The 24,976-nt window shown below is 74.7% G+C and carries 19 protein-coding genes; 12 read left to right on the top strand and 7 right to left on the bottom strand.

Annotated features, from left to right (window positions below):
- Window positions 1–8: 8 nt before the first annotated feature.
- The gene (locus ACFYYN_RS16920; protein WP_500436493.1) at window positions 9–926 is read left to right on the top strand and encodes a 5'-3' exonuclease; all 918 of its coding nucleotides are present in this window, start codon (window positions 9–11) and stop codon (window positions 924–926) included.
- Here ACFYYN_RS16920 and ACFYYN_RS16915 read toward each other — a convergent pair.
- A complete protein-coding gene (locus tag ACFYYN_RS16915; RefSeq protein ID WP_500546432.1) occupies window positions 895–2,253 on the bottom strand; it encodes a cytochrome P450 in 1,359 nt (452 codons plus the stop codon). The two genes, ACFYYN_RS16920 and ACFYYN_RS16915, sit on opposite strands and share 32 nt — an antisense overlap.
- A 165-nt stretch (window positions 2,254–2,418) precedes the next feature.
- On the opposite strand from ACFYYN_RS16915, the gene ACFYYN_RS16910 reads away from it, so the two are divergent.
- Window positions 2,419–3,273 (top strand): siderophore-interacting protein, encoded by an 855-nt coding sequence (locus tag ACFYYN_RS16910; protein WP_500330625.1) that lies wholly within the window; start codon window positions 2,419–2,421, stop codon window positions 3,271–3,273.
- Window positions 3,274–3,338: 65 nt separating this feature from the next.
- Here ACFYYN_RS16910 and ACFYYN_RS16905 read toward each other — a convergent pair whose 3' ends face one another.
- The 3 genes from ACFYYN_RS16905 to ACFYYN_RS16895 all read right to left on the bottom strand — a co-directional run bounded on the left by ACFYYN_RS16905 (window position 3,339) and on the right by ACFYYN_RS16895 (window position 6,105).
- A complete protein-coding gene (locus tag ACFYYN_RS16905) occupies window positions 3,339–4,115 on the bottom strand; it encodes an ABC transporter permease (RefSeq protein ID WP_500546431.1) in 777 nt (258 codons plus the stop codon).
- Window positions 4,112–5,140 carry an ATP-binding cassette domain-containing protein gene (locus ACFYYN_RS16900; RefSeq protein WP_500546430.1) on the bottom strand — a complete coding sequence of 343 codons (1,029 nt, stop codon included), beginning with the start codon at window positions 5,138–5,140 and terminating at the stop codon, window positions 4,112–4,114. The genes ACFYYN_RS16905 and ACFYYN_RS16900 overlap by 4 nt, the downstream gene beginning before the upstream one ends.
- Before the next feature lie 257 nt (window positions 5,141–5,397).
- Entirely contained in the window at window positions 5,398–6,105 is a 708-nt protein-coding gene (locus ACFYYN_RS16895; RefSeq protein ID WP_500546428.1) for a PadR family transcriptional regulator, read from the bottom strand.
- 222 nt (window positions 6,106–6,327) lie between these two features.
- On the opposite strand from ACFYYN_RS16895, the gene ACFYYN_RS16890 reads away from it, so the two are divergent.
- The 4 genes from ACFYYN_RS16890 (at window position 6,328) to ACFYYN_RS16875 (ending at window position 9,879) form a co-directional block, all read left to right on the top strand.
- Window positions 6,328–7,896, top strand: a complete 1,569-nt coding sequence (locus tag ACFYYN_RS16890; RefSeq protein ID WP_500546427.1) for an amino acid permease — start codon at window positions 6,328–6,330, stop codon at window positions 7,894–7,896.
- A 119-nt stretch (window positions 7,897–8,015) separates the two neighbouring features.
- Window positions 8,016–8,243 (top strand): DUF6011 domain-containing protein, encoded by a 228-nt coding sequence (locus ACFYYN_RS16885; protein ID WP_500546426.1) that lies wholly within the window; start codon window positions 8,016–8,018, stop codon window positions 8,241–8,243.
- A 460-nt stretch (window positions 8,244–8,703) separates the two neighbouring features.
- Window positions 8,704–8,934: a hypothetical protein gene (locus tag ACFYYN_RS16880; RefSeq protein WP_500546425.1), complete on the top strand. Its 231-nt coding sequence runs from the start codon at window positions 8,704–8,706 to the stop codon at window positions 8,932–8,934.
- A 3-nt stretch (window positions 8,935–8,937) separates the two neighbouring features.
- Window positions 8,938–9,879, top strand: coding sequence for an ADP-ribosylglycohydrolase family protein (locus ACFYYN_RS16875; RefSeq protein WP_500546424.1), 942 nt, complete (start codon window positions 8,938–8,940; stop codon window positions 9,877–9,879).
- Window positions 9,880–9,894: 15 nt separating this feature from the next.
- Here ACFYYN_RS16875 and ACFYYN_RS16870 read toward each other — a convergent pair whose 3' ends face one another.
- Complete coding sequence (locus ACFYYN_RS16870; protein ID WP_500546423.1) at window positions 9,895–10,572, bottom strand: TetR/AcrR family transcriptional regulator; 678 nt, start codon at window positions 10,570–10,572, stop codon at window positions 9,895–9,897.
- 298 nt (window positions 10,573–10,870) lie between these two features.
- On the opposite strand from ACFYYN_RS16870, the gene ACFYYN_RS16865 reads away from it, so the two are divergent.
- The 4 genes from ACFYYN_RS16865 (at window position 10,871) to ACFYYN_RS16850 (ending at window position 17,784) form a co-directional block, all read left to right on the top strand.
- Window positions 10,871–11,635, top strand: coding sequence for an urea amidolyase associated protein UAAP1 (locus ACFYYN_RS16865; protein ID WP_500546554.1), 765 nt, complete (start codon window positions 10,871–10,873; stop codon window positions 11,633–11,635).
- Window positions 11,632–12,240, top strand: coding sequence for an urea amidolyase associated protein UAAP2 (locus ACFYYN_RS16860; protein WP_500546422.1), 609 nt, complete (start codon window positions 11,632–11,634; stop codon window positions 12,238–12,240). The genes ACFYYN_RS16865 and ACFYYN_RS16860 overlap by 4 nt, the downstream gene beginning before the upstream one ends.
- A gap of 8 nt (window positions 12,241–12,248) precedes the next feature.
- Window positions 12,249–15,818, top strand: coding sequence for an urea carboxylase (gene uca, locus ACFYYN_RS16855; protein WP_500546421.1), 3,570 nt, complete (start codon window positions 12,249–12,251; stop codon window positions 15,816–15,818).
- Between the two features lie 298 nt (window positions 15,819–16,116).
- Window positions 16,117–17,784, top strand: coding sequence for an allophanate hydrolase (locus ACFYYN_RS16850; protein ID WP_500546420.1), 1,668 nt, complete (start codon window positions 16,117–16,119; stop codon window positions 17,782–17,784).
- Between the two features lie 17 nt (window positions 17,785–17,801).
- On the opposite strand, the gene ACFYYN_RS16845 is transcribed toward ACFYYN_RS16850, so the two are convergent.
- Complete coding sequence (locus ACFYYN_RS16845; RefSeq protein WP_500546419.1) at window positions 17,802–20,636, bottom strand: DEAD/DEAH box helicase; 2,835 nt, start codon at window positions 20,634–20,636, stop codon at window positions 17,802–17,804.
- 124 nt (window positions 20,637–20,760) lie between these two features.
- Window positions 20,761–22,026: an ABC transporter substrate-binding protein gene (locus tag ACFYYN_RS16840; protein WP_500546418.1), complete on the bottom strand. Its 1,266-nt coding sequence runs from the start codon at window positions 22,024–22,026 to the stop codon at window positions 20,761–20,763.
- A 351-nt stretch (window positions 22,027–22,377) separates the two neighbouring features.
- On the opposite strand from ACFYYN_RS16840, the gene ACFYYN_RS16835 reads away from it, so the two are divergent.
- Entirely contained in the window at window positions 22,378–23,625 is a 1,248-nt protein-coding gene (locus ACFYYN_RS16835; RefSeq protein ID WP_500546417.1) for a helix-turn-helix domain-containing protein, read from the top strand.
- Entirely contained in the window at window positions 23,622–24,824 is a 1,203-nt protein-coding gene (locus ACFYYN_RS16830) for a PucR family transcriptional regulator (RefSeq protein ID WP_500546416.1), read from the top strand. Before ACFYYN_RS16835 ends, ACFYYN_RS16830 begins: the two co-directional genes overlap by 4 nt.
- Window positions 24,825–24,976 lie beyond the last annotated feature (152 nt).

The raw sequence follows: 24,976 nt of genomic DNA, 5'->3' as shown, positions 1-24,976 counted from the left end.
GACGCCTGATGCTCCTGGACACCGCCAGCCTCTACTTCCGCGCGTACTTCGGCGTGCCCGACTCGGTGCGCGCGCCGGACGGCACGCCGGTCAACGCCGTGCGCGGGCTGCTGGACTTCATCGCCCGCCTGGTCGCCGACCACTCCCCCGACGACCTGGTGGCCTGCATGGACGCGGACTGGCGGCCGCAGTGGCGGGTGGACCTGATCCCCTCGTACAAGGCGCACCGCGTCGCCGAGGAGGTCCCCGGCGGCTCGGACGTCGAGGAGGTCCCGGACACCCTGTCGCCGCAGGTCCCGGTGATCGAGGCGGTGCTGGACGCGCTGGGCATCGCCCGGGTGGGTGTCGCCGGCTACGAGGCGGACGACGTGATCGGCACCCTGACCGGCCGGGCACCCGGCCCGGTGGACATCGTGACGGGTGACCGCGACCTGTTCCAGCTGGTGGACGACGCGCGCGGGGTGCGGGTGCTGTACCCGGTCAAGGGCGTCGGCTCGCTGGACGTGGTGGACGAGGCCTGGCTGCGCGCCAAGTACGGCGTGGACGGTCCCGGTTACGCGGACCTGGCGCTGCTGCGCGGCGACCCGAGCGACGGCCTGCCGGGCGTGCCGGGCATCGGCGAGAAGACGGCGGCGAAGCTGCTGGAGGCGTACGGCGACCTGGCCGGGATCATGGCCGCCGCCCACGACCCCGCCTCGAAGGTCACCCCGGCGCAGCGCAAGCGGCTGCAGGAGGCGGGGGACTACGTGGCCGTCGCGCCCAAGGTGGTGCGGGTGGCCTCCGACGTGCCGCTGCCGGAGTTCACCCCGCAGCTGCCGCGGGAGCCGCACCGGCCCCAGGAGCTGGCCGCGCTGGCCGAGCGCTGGGGGCTGGGCGGCTCGCTGCAGCGGCTGCTCAGCGTGCTGGGGCCGGAACGGGCCGGGTGACGGCGAGGACGTCCCGGTCGGGCTGGAGGGTGAGGCCGACGGTGGGGCGGATCTCCTCGTCGCCGGTGTCCAGGTGGAAGCGGCTGCCGAGGGTGGCCAGCACGATCACCGCCTCGACCATCGCGAAGCGCGCCCCGAGGCAGGCCCGGGTGCCCCCGCCGAAGGGGAACCAGGTGTGGTCGGTGACCGGGTCGGGCGCCCCGTCCAGCCAGCGCTGCGGGCGGAACTCCTCGGGCTCCGGCCACCAGCGCGGGTCACGGTGGGTGGCCCAGGGGCTGATCCAGACCTGGGTGCCCGCCGGGACGGGCTCACCGCCCAGGGCGGCGCCCTCCTCGGCGACGGCCAGGTTGAGCCAGACCGTGGGCCGCACGCGCAGGGTCTCCTTCACGACGGCCTCGGTCCAGCGCAGTTCCGCGTAGTCGTCGAAGCCCGGGGTGCGGCCGCCGAGCACCCGGTCCAGTTCCTCGGTGAGCGCCTCACGCGCCTGAGAGTTGCGGGACAGCAGGTGCCAGGCCCAGGTCAAGGTGGTGGCGGTGGTCTCGTGGCCCGCGTTGTAGAGGGTGACGGTCTCGTCCCTGATCTCCCTGTCGGTGAGCGGGACACCGTGTTCGTCGACGGCGGCCAGCAACCGGCTGAGCAGGTCGTCGCGTTCGCCGCCGGCCTCACGGCGGACGGCGACGATCCGGGCGACCTCGGCGTCGAGGGTGTCGACGGCGGTCTTGAAGCGGATCCGCCCCGGGGTGCGGACCCAGTCGGGCAGCATCGCGCCCAGTCCGCGGAACTCGGCGCCCATCTGCTGCTGGGCGGCGTCCATGCAGCGGCCGATGACCTCCTCGCGGACGGCGGCGTCGGTGCCGAACACGGTCCGTACGGCGATGCGCTGGGTCAGCCCGGTCATCTCGCGGCGTACGTCGATCCGTTCGCCCCCGTTCCAGCGGTCGGCGACCTCCCGTGCGCAGTCGGCCATGGTCGCCGCGTACGCGCGCACCTGCTTGGGCCGTACCGAGGGCTGGACGAGAGAACGCTTGCGGCGCCAGTCGGCGCCCTTGGCCACCACGACCCCCTCGCCCATCAGGTAGCGGAAGGACCAGCCGAGGTCGGGCAGCGAGAAGGTGGACTCGCGGGCCGAGAGCAGTTCCCCGATGAGCGCGGGATCATTGAGGAAGCGCGCGGGGGTGCGGCCCATGGCCCAGGTAACCTGCCCGGACCCGCACTCGCGGAGCGCGGTGAAGAAGGCGAGCGGGTCCTTGGCGAACTGCGGGAGGTTCCCCAGCAGCGGCACCCCGCGCGGTCCTGCGGTGATCGCGGTGGCGGTGTCGGAACCCATGTGCGCCGGCCTCCCGGGTAGCGTCGGATCGCGTCCGTCCCATCCAAATCGGAGAACGGCGGATCGGAACCGGTGTTCGAAGATCTCGTGATCTTTCCGAGACCGGGCTGCACAGGACCGGCCCGATGGGTTAGGCTTGCCTAACTTAGTGCGAGGAGTGTGCTCATGGCAGACCGTCCGGTGCGCAGGAAGCCGCAGCTCAACCGCGCGCGGGTGCAGCACGTGGAACGGCTGACCCCGCACATGATCCGCGTGGTGCTCGGCGGTGAGGGCCTGGCGGGATTCCCCGTGGGCGAGTACAGCGACCACTACATCAAGCTGCTGTTCCCGGTCGAGGGCGTGCGCTACCCCGAGCCGTTCGACATCCAGCGGATCCGCGCCGAGTTCCCCCGCGACCAGTGGCCGCGCATCCGGACGTACACCGTGCGCCGGTGGAACGCGGAGGCGCGCGAGCTGACCGTCGACTTCGTGTACCACGGCGACGAGGGCCTGGCCGGCCCGTGGGCCGCGCGCGTCCAGCCCGGCGAGGAGGTGCTCTTCCTCGGCCCCGGCGGCGCCTACGTTCCCGGCTCCGCGGCCGACTGGCATCTGCTCGTGGGCGACGAGAGCGCGCTGCCGGCGATCGCCGCCTCGCTGGAGCGGCTGCCCGAGGGGGCTCCCGCCCGGGTGTTCGTCGAGGTTTCCGGCCCGGAAGAGGAGCAGAAGCTCGCCACGCCCGGCAACGCCGAGGTCACCTGGGTGCACCGCGGCTCCCGGCCGGTGGGCGAGGCCCTGCTCCACGTCGTGTCCGGGCTGGAGTTCCCGCCGGGTGACGTGCAGGCGTTCGTCCACGGCGAGGCGGGCTTCGTCAAGCAGCTGCGTCGTCTGCTGCGCGTCGAACTGGGCGTGCCGCGTGAGCGGCTGTCGATCTCGGGGTACTGGCGCACCGGCCACGACGAGGACGGCTGGCAGGCCTCCAAGCCCGAGTGGAACCGCCGCATCGAGGAGGAGCAGGAGCCGCCACGGGCGCTCGCTTCCTGACGTCGCGTACGCACCAGGCGTGACCCCGCCGTGGGGTCACGCCTGGTCGTCGTACCGGCCGGGTCTCAGACCGACTTCTGGTACGAGCGGAAGGTGCGGGTCGACAGCCCGACCGCGGCGACCGCCACCACCAGCAGCGCGCCGCCGCGGGTGAGCACCGCACCCCAGTCGGGGCTGTCGGCCATCGCGGAACGGCTCGCGACGAGCGCCCAGTTCATCGGGTTGACGTCGGCGACGTGCCGCATCCAGGACGGCATCAGCGCGGGCGCCATGAAGGCGGAGGACAGGAAGGTCAGCGGCAGCAGCAGGAAGGTGTTGATGCCGATGATGCTCTCGCGCTGCCGTACCAGCATGCCCATGGCGTTGGAGAACGCCCCGACCAGCGTGCCGAGCAGCACCGACGCCGCGACGAGCACCAGCAGCCCGACGGCCCCGCCGGGGTAGTCGGCGCCGCCGAGCTTGCCGAGGGCGACGATGACGACGGACTGCAGGGCGGTACTGAGCCCCTGGGAGACGACGTTGCCGTTGATGAGCGCGGCGCGGCTGACCGGGGTGGTGAGGAAGCGGTTGAGGGTGCCGCGCTCGATCTCCTCCAGCGTGCCCATGCCGGCCCACATGCTGGAGGACAGCGCGCTCATCACGACCACGCCCGGGACGAGGTAGTCCAGGTACGATCCGCCGCCGAAGCCGGGCAGCTCCACCACGCGGCGGAAGAGCGCGCCGAACAGGAAGAGCCAGATCACCGGCTGCACCAGGGTGATGAGCAGGTACGCGGGCTGACGCCAGAACGCCATGAGATGACGCTGCGTCATGTACCAGGTCTGGGTGAGCGCGACGCTCATCGGGCACCTCCGGCGGGCGCGGGGACGGTCGCGGACCCGGCCGCGGGGGTGGCGGTGTCGGCGTCGGCGAACCGGCGCCCGGCGTAGCGGAGGTACACGTCGTCCAGCGAGGGCCGGGCGACGGTGACGGAGGCGACGGCGGCGCCCTCGCGCTCCAGGACGGCGAGCACGTGCGGCACGGCCGCGGCGCCGTCGTCGGCGCGGGCGCTGAGCCGGCGGCCGTCCAGCCGGGCCTCGCGCACGCCGGCGAACTCGCCGAGCGCCGTCTCCAGGAGGTGGGCGTCGACCGGGCCGGCCGGCTCGCGCAGTTCCACGTGCACGGCGTCGCCGCGCAGTTCGCCCTTGAGCCCGTCGGGGGTGCCCTCGGCGACCACCCGGCCGCGGTCGACGATCGCGATGCGCTCGGCGAGCCGGTCGGCCTCCTCCAGGTAGTGCGTGGTGAGCAGGATGGTCAGGCCGTCGTCGCCCGCCAGGCGCGCGATCTCCTCCCACATCGCGGTGCGCGCCTCGGGGTCGAGGCCGGTGGTCGGCTCGTCGAGGAACAGCACCTCGGGGCGGTGGACCAGGCCGAGCGCGACGTCCAGGCGCCGCTGCATGCCGCCGGAGTAGGTCTTCACCGGCCGCCCCGCGGCGTCGGCCAGGTCGAAGCGGGTGAGGAGCTCCTCGACGCGGCGGTCGAGCGCGGCGCCGCGCAGCCCGTACAGCCGGCCCTGCAGCCGCAGGTTCTCCGCGCCGGTGGCGACCGGGTCGGCGCCCGACCTCTGGGCGACGACACCGATGGCCCGGCGCACCCGGTCGGGGTGGCGCAGGGCGTCGTGACCCGCGACGAGGGCGGTGCCGGAGTCGGGACGGGCCAGGGTGGTCAGGATCTTCACCGTGGTGGACTTCCCGGCGCCGTTGGGGCCGAGCAGCCCGAAGACGGTGCCGGTCTCCACGGTGACGCCCATCCCGTCGAGGGCGCGCACGTCCCCGGGATAGGTCTTGACGAGGTCGTGCGCCACGATCGCGGGCGCGCGTGTGCTCATGACAGATTCCTCCGCCTGCCAAGGGGGCCGTGCCTGCACGGCCCGGTGATCGGTCGGTTCGCGGGCCCGTGACGGGCCGCACGGTGGCCCTGGTGAACGGGCCTTCCACGAAAGGCCGGACCGATCGGCGGGGGGACTGCCGGGCTATCCTGGGTGTGCCGCACCTCGATCGCCTGGCGACTGTTCCCGCAGCCGTCCGGTCCGGGGTCACCGCCCCCGGCGCACGCTGTTCCCGCAGCGAGCGCCGGGGGCGTTCCTCATGTCGGTGTCGTGTCGGGGCCGGCCCGCCTCCCCAGCTCCTCCCCGGAGTGCCGCGCGGTGGCCGATTCCCCGGCCCCCTCCTCGGACTCCGTCCAGGCTCCGGGCATCTCACCGGTCTCATGCCAGCGCCGCCACTCGGCGGCGCCGGAGACGGTCCCCTTCTCGAGTTCGCCGAGGAAGCCGCGGATCCACTCCGCCTCGGCCTCGAGCATGTGGACCTGGTACTCGGTCTCGATCAGGAACATCCGCGGCAGGTCGTGCCGGAGCCTGGCGAGCACGCCGTGGACGCCGGCCGCCTGCACCTCCAGCTTCGCGACCCGCTCGGTGAGCAGGTCGACCACCTCGTCGGCGGGCAGCACGAGCAGCAGCGACAGCGCCGCCTCGAAGGCCGGGTACTCGCGCACCGGAACGGCGACCAGGTCGGCGAGCCAGTCGTGCAGCTCCTCCCGGCCGGCCTCGGTCAGCCCGTACAGCGTGCGCTCGGGGCGGTTGCCCTGCCGCTGCACGCCGGTGACCTCCACGAAGCCGTGCTTCTCGAGGTTCTGCACGACGGTGTAGAGCGAGCCGTAATTGATCTTGATGCTCTGCTCCTTGCCCCGCTGCCGCAGCACCTGGGCGATCTCGTACGGATGCATGGGGCGTTCGCCGAGCGTCGCCATGACGGCGAGGGCCAGCGGGTTGCCGAGCTTGCGGCGCTTGGCCATGCCCCTGAACCTCCTCGCACTCGCATCCGTATATCCGTGACCGAACATATCGCGAGTCACCCTCCCTGACAAGCGCGATACATCGCGAATTGCGGGGAGGGTCGCGCCCGCCCGACGGCGGTGAGCACCTTGGAGCGTCGCCGACATGAACGTGACACGCGGGCGAAATGGACCGCCCCTAATTTCTGTCACCCGACAGGAATCCAGCGACAGGGGTCCGCCATGACCACCACCGCACCGTCCGCGCCCTCCGCTCCCCCGCCGCCCCCGCCGGCCTCCGACGACGGCACCCTCGCCGGCTTCGGCTACCGCCAGGAACTGCACCGCAGCATGGGGCGCTACGCCTCCTTCGCCGCGGGCTTCTCCTTCATCTCCGTCCTGACGACGGTCTTCCAGTTCTTCGCCTTCGGCTTCTCCTCCGGCGGTGCCGCCTTCTTCTGGACCTGGCCCGCGGTGCTCGCCGGGCAGTTGCTGGTCGCCGCCTGCTTCGCCGAACTCGCCGCCCGCTACCCGCTGTCCGGGGCGATCTACCAGTGGTCGACCCGGCTCAGCACACCGACGTGGGGCTGGTTCGCCGGATGGATCATGGTGATCGGCCAGGTGGTGGTCGTGGCGGCCGCCGCGCTCGCCCTGCAGGTCGTCCTGCCCGCGATCTGGCCGGGCTTCCAGGTCCTCGGCGGCGATCCGGCGCCCACCACCGCGACCGGGGCGGCCAACGCGGCGCTGCTCGGCGTGGTGCTGCTGGCCCTCACGACCGTGGTCAACACGCTCGACAACCGGGTCATGTCGGCCGTCAACCGCGTCGGCGTCACCGCGGAGATCATCGGCGCGGGCCTCATCGTCGTCCTGCTGTTCACGCACGCCGAGCGCGGTCCCGGCGTCACCCTCCACACCGGCGGCCAGGGCGGCGCCGTCGGTGCGCTCCTCGTCGGGTCCTTCACCGCCGCGTACGTCCTCATCGGTTTCGACAGCGCCGGCGAGATGAGCGAGGAGACCCGCTCGCCGCGCCGCACCGCCCCGCGCACCATCCTCACCGCCCTCGCCGCGGCCGGCGCCCTCGGCGGACTGCTCCTCCTCGGCGGACTGCTCGCCGCCCCGAGCCTCACCGACGGGCGGCTCGCGACGGAGGGCCTGAGCTACGTCCTCACCAGCAGCCTCGGCGCGGGCGTCGGGAAGGCCCTGCTCGCCGACGTCGCCGTCGCCATCGCCGTGGCCACGCTCGCCATCCAGACCGCCGGCACCCGCATGCTCTTCTCCATGGCCCGCGACGGCGTCCTCCCGTTCTCCGCCCGCCTGTCCCGGGTCTCGCCCCGTACCGGCATGCCCGTCGCGCCCGCGCTCGTCGTCGGTGTCGCGGCGGCCGCGCTCTGCCTGCTCAACCTCCTGTCCCCGGACGCCTTCCTGGCCATCGGCACCACCTGCATCGCCATGCTGTACCTGGCCTACGCCATGGTCACCGGCCCGATGCTGCTGCGCCGGCTGCGCGGCGAGCGCTTCGGCGCCGGCGGGACGGACGAGCGGGGCCGCCCGCTGTTCTCCCTCGGCCGCTGGGGCCTGCCCGTCAACGCGCTGGCCCTGCTCTACGGGCTGGCCATGACGGTCAACCTCGCCTGGCCGCGGGCGGCGGTCTACGACCCGGCCGGCGGCCACTGGTACTTCCAGTGGTTCACCGTGCTGTTCCTGCTGGGCAGCGTGGGTGCGGGGGTCGCGTGGCGGCTGCTGAGGGCGCGTCCGGGGCGCTCGGCGGAGAACGCCCGCCTCGCCGAGGCCCTCCCGGAACCGACCCGGTAGCCACGGCAGTTCGGCGGCACGACGCCCCTCCCCGTCTCGACCTCGGGGAGGGGCGTGCGGCACCAGTGTGGCACCGGCCACCGACAGCGGCCGGGGGGCGGCGCTGCCACACTGGCCGTATGGCCGTACCCGCACCCGAGCCGTCACCCCTGCCCGGCCTGTCGCCCGACGGGCAGCCGGCGCAGGAGCGCCCGACCGTCCTCTGCGCCGACTGCCACCGGCCCCTCACCGCGCACGACGCCCGGCTGTGGGGCCGGGGCCGCGGCTGCCGGCGCAAACACGGACTCGGCACGGCACCGCGGACCGGGCGCTTCGACGTCGAGCAGGAACAGCTGCCGGGGACGTGAACACGCGCCCGGGCCACGCCACGTGAACGAACGGCTTCTTGCACACGAGGCAGATCGTCTTCCGCTGCCACTCCTCGTTCGCGCGCTTCGCGGCCTCCACCCTGCCCCGTTCCCGCAGACCCCACACGACGGCGACGACGGCCACCAGCAGTCCGGCGAGGATCGCGCCCGACACGAGCAGCGCCATCCCCGACAGGAGCAGTCCCACCGGCCATGCGAAGGCACCCTCGGCCTTCGGCGGCCGTCCGGGATCAGCCTTCAACGGCGAACCCGGCTCGACCGTCTGCGGCTCACCGGCCCATGGTCACCATCCGTCGGGCGTGGGGGGTGAGGCGACTCACTATTCGTCGACAAACCGACAAGGCGCCTCCCCCGCCGGGCGCCGGGCGCTCGCGGCCCCAAGCCCGTCCGCGGCCGACCCGATGCCCCGCCTGCCGTGGCGGACGCGTACGGTACAGCCGTGAAATCCGCGCACTGGACCGCCGTGGTCCTGGCCCTCGCCGCACTCGGCATCGTCGTCGTCGCCGAGGGCAATCACGCCCCGGTCGTCATGCCCTCACTGCCCATCACGGTGCTCCTGCCCGTCGGCCTCGGGCTCGGAGCCCGCCACGCGTCGCGGAGGGCGACCGGGCGGCGCGGCGCGCCGTCCGTCGGCGTGGACCACCGGGCATGGCAGTCGCGCGGGCGCTGACAAGTGACGCACCGTGAGGCGCGCGCTGCGGGCGCGATCGTCGGATCGGCCGTCGGCGACGCGCTCGGCGCGCCCTTCGAGTTCGGCCCGGCGGGCGCGTTCAGCGCCCGCTTCCCCGCACCGGGCGCGGGTGACGAGATGTGCGGAGGCGGCGGCTGGGACCCCGGTGAGGCCACCGACGACACGCAGATGGCGGTGCTCGTGGCCGATTCCCTGCTGGAGTCGGGCACGCTCGACCTCCCCGACGTCTTCGCGCGGTTCGTACGGTGGGCGGCCACCGACCCCAAGGACATCGGCCTGCAGACCGAGGCCGTCCTGACCTCCGGCGACCCCTGGGACCTGGCCGCGCCGGTGCACTTCCAGACGCATCACCGGGCGGCGGGCAACGGCGCCCTGATGCGGGCCGCCCCCGCCGCCGTCCACTTCGCCGGACACGGACGCGCGGCCTCCCTCGACGCCGCACGCAGGATCGCCGCCCTCACCCACGGCGACCGCGCCGCCTGGGAGGGCAGCGCGATCCTCCACGACCTGGTACGCGTGGCCCTCGACGGCGGCGACCCGGTCGCCGCCGCGGTCGTGGCCGACGCGCTGGCGCAGGTCCCCGAGCCCTTCCACGAGCGGTGGGCCGCCGTCCTCGCGCCCGGTTGGCACCCCGGCCTGGCCACGGAGTTCAACGGCGCCGTCTGGCCGTGCCTCGGCTCCGCGGTCTGGGCCGTGCGGACCACCGGCGGCTTCGAGGCCGCGCTGCGCGCCGCGGTCGACCTGGGCGGCGACACCGACACCGTCGCCGCCGTCACGGGGACCCTCGCCGGCGCGGTGTACGGCCTCGCGGCCGTACCCGAGCGCTGGACGGCCCGCCTGCACGTGCCGGTACCGGGCTGGCCCGGCCGCGTCCTGCGCGTCGCCGACCTGATCGCCCTGGCGGCCCGGCTGACCGGGGACTGACCTGCAGGGGCCGCGTCACACCGCCAGCAGGGCCTCGCCCTCGCGGTGCAGGGTGGCCAGGCCGCCGTCCGGGCAGCCGGCGACGCGCAGCGCCGCGTCGGCGGTCGCGGAGGCGAAGGCCGGCCCGTCGGGGATCGGGTTGTCGCGCCGGATGAGGATGACGCCCTCGATGAGGCCGAAGACGAGGTCGGCGCGGACCGCGAGATCGGCGGCGCCGAGCGCGGCGCCCGGCACCGTCGCGGCCAGCAGGGCGGCGTAGGCGGCCTTCAACTCGTCCCGGACGGCGCGGAAACCGGCGAAGCGCTCGGCACGGACCTCGGGGAGCAGGTAGAGCGCGCCGAGGTTGTGCGGCCCCCCGCACAACAGGGCGACGTCCGCCCGGCACAGCGCCCACAGCCGGGCCTCGGCAGGGGCGTCCGTGCGGGCGACGAGCGAGTGCGCGAGGTCCAGGGACGGGCGGACGGTGCCCTCCAGGAGCGCGGCGAGGAGGTCCTCCTTGCCGCTGAAGTAGTGGTACATCGAGGCCTGCCGCATCCCGGCGCGCTCGGCGACGGCGCGGGTCGTGGTGGCCGCGTAGCCCTGCGTGCTGAACAGTTCGGCCGCGGCGGCGAGGAGTTCCTCGCGGGCGGTCAGGCCGCTGTCCGGCCGCGTCTGCGCGCGCGGCCGCCCGACACGCCGTCCCGTGGTGCTCACGCCTCGATCCTCGCACAGCCGATCGGCCCCGCGGCGAGCCCCGAAGTGACCGGTGCCGCCCGGCGTCCGGGCGACTGCCCCGGCACACCGGGCGCCGGTCCGGCGCCACCGGGATCACGCGCCGCGCGGGCGTGAGCACCCGGTAACCGCCGGGAAACGCACGGGCAACGGCGCCGAATCCACCGCCACGTAATTTCTGTCGGACGACAGAAATTGGAGGTGGAACGCCGTGTCGACAGGGACGCCTCACGGAGCCCGGGACCACGCCCGCGCGCAGGAGGGGACGCGCGTGGACGCCATGCCCGTGCTGCCCGCCGCGCACTGGCCGGAGCGGCCGCCGCCCGGTGTCGAGCCGCGCGACCTGGTCTGGGCGGAGACCGTCGCGGGGGGCACCTACACGCACAAGGTGCTCGCCCGCGGCAGCGAACTGCGGCTCACCGACCTGACGGGCGACGCCTGCGCCCACCTGCTGCTGTACGTCGCCGACCGTCCCTGGGAGCGGCTCAACACCGCCGACACCGTGAAGGTGCTGTGGAACGCCTACCTCGGCGCGGGCCACCTGCTCCTGTCCGACCAGGGCCGGGTGCTCGCCTCGGTCGTGGCCGACACCGGCGGCCGCCACGACGCGCTCTGCGGCACCTCCACCGCCGTCCGCAACACCGCGCTGTACGGGGACGGTTCGGCGCACGGCCCCTCCCCCGCGGGTCGCGAGCTGCTGAAGCTGGCCGCGCTGAAGAACGGCCTGGAGCCGCGCGACCTGCCGCCGTCGGTCTCCTTCTTCCAGGGCGTCCGCGTCGTCGCCGACGGGAAGCTGGAGTTCACCGGCTCCGCGGGCCCCGGCGCGTCCGTCACCCTGCGCGCCGAGCAGCCGCTGACCGTGCTGATCGCGAACGTGCCGCACCCGCTGGACCCGCGGCCGGAGTACGTCTGCACGCCCCTGGAGGTGCTGGCCTGGCGCGCTACGCCGACCGCGCCCGGGGACCCGTTGTGGGACGCCACTCCCGAGGGCCGCCGCGCCTTCCTCAACACCGCCGACCACCTCGCCGCCAGGGGGCTGCAGTGACCAGCGAGACCACCGTCGTCCCCGCCCGCGCGCCCTGGTCCGCGGTGGTCCGCGCCGGGGAGCGCCTGACCGTCACCGACCTGGGCGGCAACCAGGCCGTGGACTTCCTGGTGTACGACGCCCACGACACGGCCGTCCGCTACAGCGCGCCGGACACCCTCCAGGCCCAGGGCGGCATCTTCCTGACCACCGGCAGCGTGCTGCTCTCCAACGAGCACACCCCGCTGATGACCGTCGTGGAGGACACCTGCGGCCGCCACGACACCATCGGCGGCGCCTGCTCCAAGGAGTCCAACACCCTGCGCTACGGCCACCACACCTGGTCGCAGCACGCCTGCGTGGAGAACTTCCTCGCCGAGGGCGCCAGGTACGGCCTCGGCAAGCGCGACCTGGTGGGCAACGTCAACTGGTACATGAACGTGCCCGTCGAGCCCGACGGCACCCTCGGCATCGTCGACGGCATCTCCGCCCCAGGGCTCCGGATCGTGCTGCGGGCCGAGACCGACGTCCTCGTCCTGGTCTCCAACTGCCCTCAGGTCAACAACCCCTGCAACGGCTTCGACCCGACCCCGGTCGAGATGACGGTCTCCGGCGGCCGCGCATGACCCACGCCGTGAGCCACGCCACCTTCGACACCCTCCTCGTCGCCAACCGCGGCGAGATCGCCGTCCGCGTCATCCGCACCGCCCGGCGCATGGGCCTGCGCACGGTCGCCGTCTTCTCCGACCCCGACCGCTCCGCCCCGCACGTGCGCCTCGCCGACCACGCCGTACGGCTCGGCCCGGCCCCGGCCAAGGCCAGCTACCTGGACGCCGACGCCGTCCTGGCCGCCGCCCGCGCCACCGGGGCGGGGGCGGTCCACCCCGGCTACGGGTTCCTCTCCGAGGACGCGGACTTCGCGCGCCGCTGCGAGGCCGCCGGCCTGGTCTTCGTCGGGCCGACACCGGAGCAGCTGGCGCTCTTCGGCACCAAGCACACCGCGCGCGCCGCCGCCGAGGCCGCCGGGGTGCCCCTGCTGCCGGGCACCGGGCTGCTGGCGGACCTCGACGCCGCCCTGGAGGCGGCGCGGGCCCTGGGCTACCCGGTGATGCTCAAGGCCACCGGCGGAGGCGGCGGCATCGGCATGCGGGCCTGCCGCTCCGCCACCGAGCTGACCGAGGCCTGGGAGAGCGTGCGGCGCGTGGCCGCGGCCTCCTTCTCCTCCGCGGGCGTGTTCCTGGAACGCCTGGTGGAGCGGGCACGCCACGTCGAGGTGCAGGTCTTCGGCGACGGGCGCGGCCGCGTCGTCGACTTCGGCGACCGCGACTGCTCCCTGCAGCGCCGCAACCAGAAGGTCCTGGAGGAGGCCCCCGCCCCCGGTCTGCCGGACGCCGTGCGCCGCCGCCTCGCCGGCAGCGCCCGCGACCTGTGCGCCTCCGTCGGCTACCGCTCGGCGGGGACGGTGGAGTACGTGTACGACGCCGCCCGCGACGAGGCGTACTTCCTGGAGGTCAACACGCGCCTGCAGGTGGAGCACCCGGTGACGGAGGAGGTGTACGGCGTCGACCTCGTGGCGTGGATGCTGCGCCTCGCGCAGGGCGACACCGGCGTGGTCAGGGAGCCGGGCCCGCCGCGCGGCCACGCCGTGGAGGCCCGTGTCTACGCCGAGGACCCCAGCCGCGGGCACCGGCCCGGCGCGGGCGTGCTGACCGAGGTCGCGTTCCCCGAGGGCGTCCGCGTGGACGCCTGGGTCGAGACCGGAACCGAGGTGACCACCGCGTACGACCCGATGCTGGCCAAGGTCATCGCCCACGGCACCGACCGCGAGGACGCCCTCGACCGGCTCGCCCACGCGCTCACCGCGACCCGGGTGGGCGGCATCGAGACCAACCTCGGCCTGCTGCGGGCAGCCGTCGCCGAGCCGGCGCTGCGCGCGGCCGTGCACACCACGGCGACCCTGGAGGGCGTCGCCGACCCGACGCCACGCGTCGAGGTGCAGCGGCCGGGCACGCTGACCACCGTCCAGGACTGGCCCGGCCGCACCGGGCTCTGGCACGTCGGCGTGCCGCCCTGCGGGCCCATGGACGACCTGTCCTTCCGGCTCGGCAACGAGGCGCTGGGCAACGACGAGGGCGCCCCCGGCCTGGAGTGCACCCTGCTCGGCCCGCGGCTGCGCTTCACGCACCCGACGACCGTCTGCGTCACCGGCGCGCCCGTCGCCGTGACCGTGGACGGCAGGCCGGTGCCGCAGTGGGAGCCGGTCACCGTACCGGCCGGCGGCGAGCTGGACGTACCGGCTCCGCAGGGCCCGGGGCTGCGGACGTACGTGCTGTTCGGCGACGGCGGGCTCGACGTCCCCGCGTACCTGGGCAGCGCGGCCACCTTCACCCTGGGGCGGTTCGGCGGCCACGGCGGCCGGGCGCTGCGCTCCGGGGACGTGCTCCACGGGGGCGGGCCCTGCGGCGGCACCCCCGTGCCCGTGGACCGGCGACCGGACTTCACCACCGCGTGGCACGTCGCCGCCGTCGAAGGGCCGCACGCCGCGCCCGAGTTCTTCACCGAGGACGACGTCCGCGACTTCTACGCGGCGCAGTGGAAGGTGCACTTCAACTCCGCGCGGACCGGCGTCCGCCTGGTCGGGCCCAAACCGCGCTGGGCCCGCGCCGACGGCGGTGAGGCGGGGCTGCACCCCTCCAACATCCACGACACCCCGTACGCGGTCGGCGCCGTCGACTACACCGGCGACATGCCCGTGCTGCTCGGCCCCGACGGGCCCTCGCTGGGCGGCTTCGTGTGCCCGGCGACCGTCGTCACCGGGCAGCGCTGGAAGCTGGGGCAGCTCCGTCCCGGCGACACCGTGCGGTTCGTGCCGGTCACCGAGGACACGGCGGCCGCCCTGCGGCGCTCCCCCGCCGTCGTGCCGCGCGCCTCGCGACCCGTGCTCGGCGACGGCGGCGTCCTCGGGCGCCTTCCGGAGGGCGAGGGCCGTCCGTCGGTGACGTACCGGCGCAGCGGCGACGACAACCTGCTCGTCGAGTACGGGCCGATGCAGCTCGACCTCGCCCTGCGGATGCGCGTCCACGCCCTCGCGGAGCACCTGACCGCCGCCGGACTGCCGGGGGTCGTCGACCTCACGCCGGGCATCCGCTCGCTCCAGGTGCACGTCGACCCGGACGTGCTGTCCACGGCCAAGCTGCTGGACTGCGTGCGCGAGGCGGAGGGGCACCTGCCGCCCGCCGAGCGGCTGGTGGTGCCCAGCCGCACCGTCCACCTGCCGCTGTCCTGGGACGACCCCGCCACGCGCGAGGCCGTCGCCCGCTACATGGCGGGGGTGCGGGACGACGCGCCCTGGTGCCCCTGGAACATCGAGTTCATCCGCCGTGTCAACGGGCTGGAGTCGGTGGAGGACGTCCGGCGCACCGTCTTCGACGCGGAGTACCTGGTGCTGGGGCTCGGTGACGTCTACCTGGGCGCGCCCGTCGCGACCCCGCTCGACCCACGGCACCGGCTGGTGACCACGAAGTACAACCCGGCGCGGACCTGGACCGCCGAGAACTCCGTCGGCATCGGCGGCGCCTACCTGTGCGTGTACGGCATGGAGGGGCCCGGCGGCTACCAGTTCGTGGGCCGCACCGTCCAGGTCTGGGGGCGGGGCGCGACGGCCGGGCGGCGGCCGTGGCTGCTGCGGTTCTTCGACCGGATCAGGTGGTTCCCGGTCGAGGCCGGCGAACTGCTGGAGATGCGGGCCGACATGGCCGCAGGGCGCCTGGAACTGCGGGTCGAGGAGGGCGAGTTCGCCCTCGCCGAGCACCAGGCCTTCCTCGACGCCAACGCCGCGTCCATCGGCGCCTTCCGGGCCCGGCAGGCGGCCGCGTTCGCCGCCGAGCGGGACGCGTGGGAGGCGGCCGGGGAGTTCGCCCGTGCGGAGGCGGCCGCGTCCCCGGCGGCGGGCGCGGCCACGGCGGGCGTCACGGTGCCCGAGGGCGGCAGCGCGGTCGAGGCGGAGTTCCCGGCGTCGGTGTGGCAGGTCGCGGTCCGTCCGGGTGACCGGGTACGGGCCGGGCAGCGGCTGCTGGCGCTGGAGGCGATGAAGATGGAGTCCCCGGTCGAGGCCCCCGTGGACGGCGTCGTGGACGCGGTCCTGGTCACCCCGGGGGACCAGGTCGACGCCGGCACGGTGCTGCTCACGCTGCGCCCCGTGTAGCCCGCCCCTGCTCCACCTGCCTCCGATCCTCGACGCCTGGGCGTCCCGCCCGCCCCACCGGTCGCCGCCGGTCGCCGCCGGTCGCCGCCGGTGCCCGTGACCGGGACACCCGCCCGGGCCGGCCGGACACCACCGGCCGCCATCCGACCGACCGCACCCGCCTCACCCGCCTACCCGCCTCACCCGCCTCAGCCCGGGCGCCACACCCACGCCCTGATCGGCGCCGGTGCCGTGATCGCGGCGCCGTCCCGGGTAGGGGGTGACCGGGCGGGAAGACACCCGTGAAGGAGAACCCGACATGCCCACTCCGACCCCCTCCGGCACCCCCGCCCTCGACCGGGTCCGGGCCGCGTACGCGCGCATCCGCGAAGTGGACCGCCCCGAGGTGTGGATCACGCTGCGGCCGCAGGCCGACGTGGAGGCCGAGGCCGCCGCCCTGGACGCCGCGGACCCGCTGCCGCTGGCCGGGACCGTGGTCGCCGTCAAGGGGAACATCGACGTCGCGGGGCTGCCCACGACCGCCGGCTGCCCCACGTACGCGTACCTGCCGGACGCCGACGCGCCCGCCGTGGCCCGGCTGCGCGCCGCCGGTGCGGTGGTGCTGGGGACGACCAACCTGGACCAGTTCGCGACGGGCCTGGTCGGCACCAGGAGCCCGTACGGGGCGGTGCGCAACGCGTACGACCCGGCGCGGGTCAGCGGCGGTTCGAGTGCGGGCTCGGCGGTCGCCGTGGCGCTCGGGATCGTGGACGTCGCCCTCGGCACGGACACGGCAGGTTCGGGGCGGGTGCCCGCCGCGTTCAACGGGATCGTGGGGATCAAGCCGACCCGGGGGCTGGTGCCGACGGAGGGCGTGGTGCCCGCCTGCGCGAGCCTGGACTGCGTCACGGTGTTCGCCCGCACGCTCCCGGAGGCGCAGCGGGCGCTGGGTGTCGTCGCCGACGTGCCGCAGGCGCCGCCGCCCGCCCGCCGTCCGGGGCCGTGGCGCGTGGCGGTGCCGCCCCTGGAGCAGCTCGGGGAGCTCGACCCGGGGTGGGCGGAGGCCTTTTCCTGGACGGCAGGACGCCTGGCGGCCGCGGGCGTGGAGGTGCGCCCGGTGGACCTGACGCCGTTCTCCGCCGCTGCGGCGCTGCTCTACGAGGGCGCCTTCGTGGCGGAGCGCTACACCGCCGTGGGTGGCTTCATCGACAAACACACCGGGAGCCCGGACCTGGACCCGACCGTCGCGCGCATCATCACCGCCGCCCGCGACATCCCCGCGCACCGCCTCCTTGCCGACCGTGAGCGGCTGGCCGCGCTCACGGACCGCGCCATGGACGCACTCGGCGACGCCGACGCGCTGCTTCTGCCGACGGCCCCCGGGCACCCCACGCTCGCGGAGGTCGCCGCCGACCCGGTCGGGGCCAACGCCCGCCTGGGCCGGTTCACCAACTCCGCCAACCTCCTGGACATGTGCGGGGTCGCGGTGCCCGCCGGCGAGGTCGGCGGCCTGCCGTTCGGGGTGATGCTGCTGGGCCGCGCCCGTACCGAGGAGCGCCAGAGCGCCATCGCGGGCCTGCTGGGCCCCACCGTCCCCTTCACGGTCGTCGGCGCCCACCTGTCGGGCCAGCCGCTCAACGGCGAACTGCGGGCCCTGGGCGCCCGGTTGCTCCGTGCGACCACGACCGCCGCCGAGTACCGGCTGTACGCCCTGCCGACCACACCGCCCAAGCCCGGCCTGGTGCGCGTGCCACCGGACCAGGGCGCGACCGTGGAGTGCGAGGTGTGGGAACTCCCCGCCGAGGGCCTCGGCCGGCTCCTCGCCGCGCTCCCCCACCCGATGGCCCTCGGCCCGGTCCGTCTCGCGGACGGTACCGCCGTCCCGGGCTTCCTGTGCGAGCCGGCCGCGCTGACGGGCGCCCGGGACATCACGGAGCACGGCGGCTGGCGGGCGTACCTCGCGGCCGCCCGCCCGGCCCCGCGGTAGCGCAGCCCCGCGGCAGCTCAGCCCACCGAGGAGTACGCCACGACGCCGCGCAGGAGTCCGTCGACGGCCTTGCGGGCGTTGCGCCGCACCGGGCTGCCCTCGGGGGCGGCGTCGGCGATCTGGCCGAGCACGTCGATGAGCTGCTTCGTCCAGCGCACGAAGTCGCCCGCCGGCATGTCGGCGTCGCGCAGCACCGCGTCCAGGCCGTGCCCGGAGGCCCAGCGGTGGGCGGCCCAGGCGAAGCCGAGGTCGGGTTCGCGCTGCCCGACGCCCTCGGCCTGGTTGATGCGGTGGTCCTCCTCCAGGGCGTCGAGGCGGCCCCAGATGCGGACCATCTCGCCGAGTGCCTGCTTGGCGCTGCCGGAGGGCAGCCGCGGCGGCAGGGCGTCGTCCGCGGAGCGGGACTCGTAGACCAACGCGGAGGCGCAGGCGGCGAGGTCGGCGGGGCCGAGGCCGTCCCAGACCCCGTCACGGAGGCACTCGCTGGCCAGGAGGTCGAGCTCACCGTAGAGCCGGGCCAGCCGGCGGCCGTCGGCGGTGACCTTGTCGGCCTCCAGGTAGCCGAGGTCGGTGAGCAGGGCGCAGATCCGGTCGAAGGTGCGGGCGATGGTGTTGGTGCGGCCTTCGATACGGCGCTCGAGCTGCTTGGTGTCGCGCTGGAGCCGCTGGTAGCGCTCGGCCCAGCGGGCGTGGTCCTCGCGCTCGTCGCAGCCGTGGCAGGGGTGCGCGCGGATCTCGGTCCGCAGCCGGGCGATCTCGTTGTCGTCCGCGGCGGCCGAGCGCTGGCGGCGCTGCCGTTGCGGCGCTATGCCGGCCATACCGGCCTTGGAGCGCATGGCGGAGGCCAGGTCGCGCCGGGACTGGGGGCTGCGCGGGTTGAAGGACTTGGGGATGCGCATCCGGTCCAGCGCCTCGACCGGCACCGGGAAGTCGATCTGCGCGAGCCGCTTGACCTGCCGCTCCGCGGTGAGCACCAGCGGGCGGGGGCCGTCGTGCTGGAACGGGTCGTGCCGGTTGTGGTGGCCGGGGCTGCGGCCGGCGGGCACGCCCGGGTCGAGGACCAGGGCCAGCCCCGCGAACTTGCCGGCGGGGACGTGGATGATGTCGCCCGGGCGGAGCTTCTCCAGCGCGTCCGCCACGGCCACCCGGCGCTGGTTCGCGCCCTGCCGGGACAGCTCGGCCTCGCGGTCCTTCAGCTGCCGGCGCAGCGACATGTACTCGTTGAAGTCACCGAGGTGGCAGGTCATGGAGGACCGGTAGCCCTCCAGGCCCTCCTCGTTGCGCTGCACCTGGCGGGAGATGCCGACCACCGAGCGGTCGGCCTGGAACTGCGCGAACGAGGTCTCCAGCAGCTCACGGGAGCGGTGCCGCCCGAACTGGCCGACGAGGTTGACGGCCATGTTGTACGAGGGCTTGAAGGAGGAGCGCAGCGGATAGGTGCGCGTACCGGCCAGACCCGCCAGGTGGACGGGGTCGAAGGCGCGCTGCCACAGCACGACCGCGTGGCCCTCGACGTCGATGCCACGGCGTCCGGCACGGCCGGTGAGCTGCGTGTACTCGCCGGGGGTGACGTCGGCGTGGGTCTCGCCGTTCCACTTGACGAGCTTCTCCAGGACCACGGAGCGCGCGGGCATGTTGATGCCCAGCGCCAGCGTCTCGGTGGCGAAGACGGCCTTGACCAGGCCCTTCACGAAGAGCTCCTCGACGACCTCCTTGAAGGTCGGCAGCATGCCGGCGTGGTGCGCGGCGATGCCGCGCTCCAGGCCCTCCAGCCACTCGAAGTAGCCGAGGACGTTCAGGTCCTCGTCGGGGATGGACTTGGTGCGCTCCTCGACGATGGCCCGGACCTTCGCCCGGTTCTCCTCGTTGTTGAGCCGCAGGCCCGCGTGCAGGCACTGCTGCACCGCCGACTCGCAGCCGGCGCGGCTGAAGATGAACGTGATCGCGGGCAGCAGCCCCTCCGCGTCCAGCCGCTCGATGACCTCGACCCGGCTGGGCGTCCAGATCCTGCGCTGCTGACGCCGCTCGCGCTCGCGGTCGGCCTCGCGCATCCTGCCGCCGCGCCGGTCGCGGCCGTTGAAGGCGCGCTGGTTCTCCGTGCGGGCCAGCCGCACCAGGTCGGGGTTGACGGCGGCGCGCTGCCCGCCCGTGCCGGAGCCCTGCTCCTCCTCGAACAGGTCGTACATCCGGCGGCCCGCCAGGACGTGCTGCCACAGCGGCACCGGGCGGTGCTCGGAGACGATGACCTGCGTGTCGCCGCGGACGGTGTCCAGCCAGTCGCCGAACTCCTCGGCGTTGGAGACGGTCGCGGAGAGCGACACCAGGGTCACGGACTGCGGGAGGTGGATGATGACCTCCTCCCAGACCGCGCCGCGGAAGCGGTCGGAGAGGTAGTGCACCTCGTCCATGACCACGTAGCCGAGGCCGTCGAGGGCCTGGGAGCCCGCGTACAGCATGTTGCGGAGCACCTCGGTGGTCATGACCACGATCGGCGCGTCCCCGTTGACGCTGTTGTCGCCGGTCAGCAGGCCGACCCGCTCGGCGCCGTAGCGCTTGACGAGGTCGGTGAACTTCTGGTTCGACAGCGCCTTGATGGGGGTGGTGTAGAAGCACTTGCGGCCCTCGCGGAGGGCCAGGTGGACCGCGAACTCGCCCACGATGGTCTTGCCGGAGCCGGTGGGTGCCGCCACCAGCACGCCCTTGCCGGCCTCGAGGGCCTGACAGGCCTCGATCTGGAAGGGGTCCAGGCCGAACTCGTACAGCTCGCGGAAGCCCGCGAGTGCGGTGGCCTGCTCGGCGGCGCGGAGCCGGGAAGCGGCGTACCGCTCGGCGGGAGACATCTCTTCGTTCATCTTGAAAACGAGACTACCGGGCCGCACTGACAGCCGACATGATCTTTTTGCCGAAGCAAAACCCGGGGCGCGGAGGCCGGGCGTGTCGCGCCCGCCCCACCTCCGCGCCCCGCGCCCGGGAAGCTCAGATGGTGGTGAGGTACTGCTCCACCAGCGGGACCTTGAAGGCGTCCTTCACCCCGGCCAGACCGCCGGGCACGCCCTGGTCCGGCTTGACGATGTAGCTCCGGGTGGCGCTGGGCCGCCACGGGTCGGAGAAGTCCAGGGCCGGGCCCAGCCCGGGGTCGAACCCCTTGAGCCGGCGGTGCGCCGCGATGATGCCCTCCCTGCTCAGGTCCTCCGCCTCGCAGGCCGACTTCAGGTCCTGGACGGCGACGGCCATCGTGTTGTGCCCGGTCTCCAGCCCCTGGTCCAGCGGGTCCCCCGGGTAGCGGCGCTTGTAGTCCGCGACGAGCTTCCTGACCTCGGGGGTGTCGCTGGTCATCGCCGGGGTGGGGGCGACGAGCTGCAGCATCTTCAGCAGCGCCGGCGCCGCCGGGGTCTTCAGCAGCTGCGGGTCGTAGCCGACGGCGCTGCCGAGGAACGGCACGTCGAGCCCGCCCGCGGCGGCGGCACCGACCGCCGCGGCGGTCTGCGCGGGGCTGGTGCTGATCAGGACGGCCTTCACCCCGGCCTCGCCGAGCTCCCGCACCTCCTCGGACAGGTCCTTGCGCGCCGGCCCGACCTTCTTCTCGACGAGGGTCATGCCGCGCTTGTCGGCGACGAACCTGGCCCCGCGGCGCGCGTTGCTCCCGTAGTCGCCCTCGAGGTAGATGTAGCCGACCCGGTCGCCCGGCCCGAGGCCCTGGGTGTCCGCCAGGTACTCGAAGCCGTTGATCATGTCGACGTCGTAGGTGGCATTGATGGTCGTCAGGGTGGGCTGGCCGAGCAGGGCCGAGGAGTAACCGAGCGACGTCGTCATGACGTCGTCGACCTCGATGCTGTCGAGCAGCGCGTTGATGATCGTCGAACCGAGCAGGCCCGGCATCGCGGCGATCTTCGGCTCCATCTCGCCGTAGTGGACGACGGCCGTGTCGACGTCGTAGCCGTGGTCGCGGACGAGCAGCTTGAGCTTGCGGCCGCACACGCCGCCCTCGGCGTTGACCTGGTCGGCGTAGAGCTTCTCCGCCTGCAGCACCGAGCGGCCCAGCGGGCCGTACGGGCCGGACAGGTCGGTGAGGACGCCCAGGGTGATGGTGGAGTCGGTGATGCCGGGCCCCGTCTTGACGCCGTTCGCGTCGACCGGACCGTCGACCGCGGCGGTGCCCTCGTCCCCGCCGCAGGCCGTGAGGACGCAGGTGAGGGCGGCGGTGAGGACGACGGTGGACCTGAGGCGCTGTTTCCGGGTCACGGTGTGCTTGCTCCTGGAGGGGTGGGCCGCGGGGGGCCGCCGCGGGCGCGGCCGGGGGCCACCGTCCGGGGCCGGTGATGCGGGAGCTCCATGGGAAGAGATGGCGGGCGGTTCGGCGAGGGTCGGGGGCGTTTCTGGTCGCGGTTCCCAACGGCGCCGGGGCCCGGCTGTGCAGCGGCACCGCCCGAGCCGTCCCGTACGACCGCGTGTTCGGTGATGTGTGGGTTCTGTCCGGATGTCGGTCACGTTTGCGTCACCCGTCTTCCGGGGCCGGACTACCAGCCGGTAGGAATGCCGTGCGGGTGCCCGCCCACCCGGGCTCCGCGCCCGCAGAGCCGAGAGGAAGATCGGATGGCCACCCCCGCCACGACGCGTCCGATGTGCACCGCGGGCATCGCGGGCGCCTCCGGGCGGGAGCACCGCGAGATGCTGAGAGCCGCCGCGCTGCAGGTGCGCGCGCAGGTCGGGCCGGTGGCGGCGGACATCGTCGAGCGGATCCGGGACCGGCACCCCGCCTACCGGGAGCCCGCGCTGGCACCGTCCGGACTGCTGGAGGAGACCGAGGGTTCGGTCGCCGCCGTCCTCGACTCGCTCGCCGACCCGGGGCGCTCCGCGGTGTCCGCCGCGTACCTGTCGTGGGTGGGGGAACGCCGGGCGTGGCAGGGGTTCCCCCTGGAGCCGATGATGGGCGCCTGCCGTACGGCCGGTGACGCGCTGTGGCTGGCGCTGGTCCGGGCCGGGGAGGGCCGGGGGCCGGAGGGGACGCAGCTGATCGCCCGCGCCGCCGCGGAGGTCTGGGACCTGTTCGAGCGGGACAGCCGGCTGATGGCCGACGCCTACCTGCGGGCCCGCGGCGAGGTGACGTTCCACCGGCAGCGCGGCCGCAGGGCGCTGGAGGGGCTCCTCGCCGGGCGGGTGGACGCCCCGGGCCTCGCCGAGGCAGCGGACGCCCTCGGCCTGCCCGAGCACGGCCGCTTCGCGGTCGCCGTCGTACGGGGCTCGACGGGGGCCCCTCCGCCCGTACGGCGGCGGGCCGGGGTGCCCGCCGGGGTGCGGGTGCACCGGGCGTTCCCGGTCGGCGGCGAGGTGCTCCTGGCCGACCTGGGCGACCTGACGCTCGGCGACTTCGCGGCCGCGCTGGAGGTGCCCACCGGGACGCGGGCGGGCCTGAGCCCGGAGGTGGACCGGCTGGGCGCGGTCGGACACGCCAGGGAACTCGCCGAACTCGCGCTGCGCACCTGCACCCGGGACGGCGAGGTGGCCGTCCTCGACCGCCGCTACCCGGCCGGGCTGCTCGCCCGCCGCCCGGACGTCGCGAGCGAGGTCGCCGCCGGCGTCCTGGGCGGGCTGCGGGGCGTGGAGGCCACGGAGGCCACGGTGCTCCTGGAGACCCTGGGGGCGTGGCTGGACACCGACGGTTCCGTCGAGAAGGCCGCGACCGCCCTGTTCTGCCACGCCAACACGGTGCGCAGGCGGCTGCGGCGGCTGGAGGAGCTCACCGGACGCTCCGTGGCGCGACCGCGCGACGTGGTGCACCTGGCGCTCGCCCTGGACGCCGAGCGGATCTCCGCGGCGCACGGCCCCGGAGCGCCCCGGTGACGGCGCGTCCGCAGGCGCAGGACGAGGCGGCCCGGGAGCTGCTGCGGACGGCGGCGCTGCGGATGAAGGAGCGGACCGGCGAGCTGTCGGAGCGGGTCATGGCCCGGCTGCACACCAAGGTCCCCGGCTTCGTGGACCACGCCGACGACCCCGACTGCTCCCTCGACGGTTTCGCGACGATGATCACCATGCACCTGGACCGGCTCGTCGACCCGGAGCGCGACGCGGACGCGGCCCGGCACATGCGGGAGGCCGGCCGCCGCCAGGCCGAGCGGGGCATGCCGCTGGAGCTGCTGGCACACGTCTTCGGGGTGGGCGGCGCGGTCGTGTGGCAGGACCTCGTCGACACCGTCGCCGCGCACCATCCCGGCGACATCCCGCTCATGGTGCACATCGCCCCGCGGATGTGGGGGTTCCGCCGGCGCACGACCGCGATCCTGGCCGACGCCTACCGCGAGACGCTGGGCGACGGCGGGGCCGGCGGCAGCAGGCGGGCCGCCCGCGTGCTGGGCGCCCTGCTCGAAGGACGGACCGAGAGCCTCGGCGTGGGCGCCGCCGCCCAGGCCCTGGGCGTACCGGGCGACGGCCGTTTCGTCGTCGCGGTGACCAGCGTGCGGGCCTCGGCCTCCGGCACGCCCGGCGACGACGCCTTCCCGGTGGGCGCCGGCAGCCGGGTACTGCGGGCACCCCGCGGCACGGGCGAGGTCCTGGTCGTCCTGCTGGGCGACCGGTCCCCCGGGGCGCTCGCCGCGCTCCTGGGCGCCGTCCCCGGGCTGCGGGCGGGGGTCAGCCCGGTCGTCCACGGCCTGGCCCAGCTGCACCGGGCCCTGACGCTCGCCGAACTGGCGCTGCCCACGTGCGCCTCCGACGGCGAGGTGGCGCTGTGGGAGGAGCGGATGCCGACGGTCGTGGCCGCCTCGGACCGCCGGCTCGCGGGCGAGCTGGCCGAGCGTGTCCTCGGCCCGCTGCGGGGGCTCGCCGACGAGGAACGCGAGTCCCTGCTGGGCACCTTCGCCACGTGGATGGAGTGCGACGGCTCCCCCCGCGCCGCCGCCGAGCGCATGGACTGCCACCGCAACACGGTCCTCAACCGCCTGCGCCGCCTGGAACTGCTCACCGGCCGCCGCCTCACCCACCCCCGCGAACTCGTCGACCTCACCCTCGCCGTCGACACCCTCCGCTCCACCCCCGCCGCCTGAGCCCACGACGCCCTCGCCCACGGCTCCCCCGGACGTCCGGCGCTTCGGCCGCCAGGGGTGGCGGATGCCGTGGCCGCGTCCGGGGACGGCCAGCACAGGATCGCCGACTAGGTGAGGTGACGGGACGCCGGCCTGTGCGGCGGCCGTGGTCC

Source organism: Streptomyces sp. NPDC001902 (genome assembly GCF_042891295.1).
Taxonomy (GTDB): domain Bacteria; phylum Actinomycetota; class Actinomycetes; order Streptomycetales; family Streptomycetaceae; genus Actinacidiphila.
The sequence above is the reverse complement of the archived record's forward strand: the minus strand, read 5'-3'. Positions and strand labels throughout refer to the sequence as shown.

What these genes read in the sequence shown, in the direction of transcription:
- ACFYYN_RS16920 (WP_500436493.1), top strand. Translation starts at nt 9, where the DNA reads ATGCTCCTGGACACCGCCAGCCTCTACTTCCGCGCGTACTTCGGCGTG.
- ACFYYN_RS16915 (WP_500546432.1), bottom strand. Translation starts at nt 2,253, where the DNA reads ATGGGTTCCGACACCGCCACCGCGATCACCGCAGGACCGCGCGGGGTG.
- ACFYYN_RS16910 (WP_500330625.1), top strand. Translation starts at nt 2,419, where the DNA reads ATGGCAGACCGTCCGGTGCGCAGGAAGCCGCAGCTCAACCGCGCGCGG.
- ACFYYN_RS16905 (WP_500546431.1), bottom strand. Translation starts at nt 4,115, where the DNA reads ATGAGCGTCGCGCTCACCCAGACCTGGTACATGACGCAGCGTCATCTC.
- ACFYYN_RS16900 (WP_500546430.1), bottom strand. Translation starts at nt 5,140, where the DNA reads ATGAGCACACGCGCGCCCGCGATCGTGGCGCACGACCTCGTCAAGACC.
- ACFYYN_RS16895 (WP_500546428.1), bottom strand. Translation starts at nt 6,105, where the DNA reads ATGGCCAAGCGCCGCAAGCTCGGCAACCCGCTGGCCCTCGCCGTCATG.
- ACFYYN_RS16890 (WP_500546427.1), top strand. Translation starts at nt 6,328, where the DNA reads ATGACCACCACCGCACCGTCCGCGCCCTCCGCTCCCCCGCCGCCCCCG.
- ACFYYN_RS16885 (WP_500546426.1), top strand. Translation starts at nt 8,016, where the DNA reads ATGGCCGTACCCGCACCCGAGCCGTCACCCCTGCCCGGCCTGTCGCCC.
- ACFYYN_RS16865 (WP_500546554.1), top strand. Translation starts at nt 10,871, where the DNA reads ATGCCCGTGCTGCCCGCCGCGCACTGGCCGGAGCGGCCGCCGCCCGGT.
- ACFYYN_RS16850 (WP_500546420.1), top strand. Translation starts at nt 16,117, where the DNA reads ATGCCCACTCCGACCCCCTCCGGCACCCCCGCCCTCGACCGGGTCCGG.
- ACFYYN_RS16845 (WP_500546419.1), bottom strand. Translation starts at nt 20,636, where the DNA reads ATGAACGAAGAGATGTCTCCCGCCGAGCGGTACGCCGCTTCCCGGCTC.
- ACFYYN_RS16835 (WP_500546417.1), top strand. Translation starts at nt 22,378, where the DNA reads ATGGCCACCCCCGCCACGACGCGTCCGATGTGCACCGCGGGCATCGCG.